The organism is Nonomuraea indica, assembly GCF_002850745.1.
Lineage (GTDB): Bacteria > Actinomycetota > Actinomycetes > Streptosporangiales > Streptosporangiaceae > Nonomuraea > Nonomuraea indica.
Map to the genome: position 1 here is coordinate 373 of NZ_KZ559493.1, position 1,179 is coordinate 1,551.

Genomic DNA, 1,179 nt, shown 5'->3' on the forward strand with positions numbered 1-1,179 from the left:
CCGGGTGGCGCGGACCACCAGCCGGCCGCCCGCGTTGACGGTGGCGCCGGTGACGGCGTCGCCCGGCCGCACCTCGACGGGGACCGACTCGCCGGTCAGCATGGAGGCGTCCACCGCCGAGGAACCCTCCTCGACCACGCCGTCGGTGGCGATCTTCTCACCCGGCCGGACCACGAACCGGTCGCCCACCGCCAGCCGGTCGGTGGGGATCCGCACCTCGACACCGTCACGCAGCACCGCCACGTCCTTGGCGCCCAGCTCCAGCAACGCCCGCAACGCCGCCCCGGCCCGCCGCTTGGAACGCGCCTCGAAATAGCGGCCGGCCAGCAGGAACGCGGTCACCCCGGCGGCGGCCTCCAGATAGATGTTCATCGAGCCGTCGGTGCGGGCGATGGTGAACTCGAACGGGTGCGTCATGCCCGGCTGCCCGGCGGTGCCGAAGAACAGCGCCCACAACGACCAGCCGAACGCGGCCAGCGTCCCGAGCGACACCAGCGTGTCCATGGTCGCCGCGCCGTGACGCAGGTTGGTCCAGGCGGCCTTGTGGAACGGCCAGCCCGCGTACACCACCACCGGCGCCGCCAACGTCAGCGACAGCCACTGCCAGTTCGTGAACTGCAACACCGGCGCCATCGCCATCGCGATCACCGGAACCGACAGCACCAGAGAGGTGATCAACCGGTTCCGCAGCGGCCGCAGCTCATCATCGGCGGCCTCGCCCGGCTCCCGCGCTCCGGAGTCTCGCGCCGACGGGGCGGGGAGCGCGGCGGTGTAGCCGGCCTTCTCCACCTCGGCGATCAACGCCTGCGGGTCAAGCCCTTCGGGGAAGGCGACCCTGGCCTTCTCGGTGGCGTAGTTGACCGTGGCGGTCACCCCGTCGAGCTTGTTGAGCTTGCGTTCGATCCGGTTGGCGCACGACGCGCATGTCATGCCGCCGATCGCGAGCTCGACCGAGCCACCGGGTGCCGGCGGCTTCTCGTCGGTGATGGGAGCCATCACCTCTCCTTTCTCACGTCATGTCCGGCGTCAGTGGCTGTGGTCGCCGTGTTCGTCCTGCGAACTGGACTTGGTGGGGGTGGGCTTCGGGGTCGCGGTGGTGGTTTCGGCGGCGACGGCCGGAGCCTGACCGGCGTTGACGGTGAAGGCGGCGGTGCGTACCTCGCCCTCGTGCTGGAAGTC

1 protein-coding gene is annotated in these 1,179 nt (G+C 71.0%); it reads right to left on the reverse strand.

The window, feature by feature from the left end; translation table 11 throughout:
- The coding region (locus CXR44_RS34950; RefSeq protein ID WP_245899810.1) for a heavy metal translocating P-type ATPase at positions 1-996 on the reverse strand (996 nt) is incomplete at its 3' end.
- Positions 997-1,179: the final 183 nt, after the last annotated feature.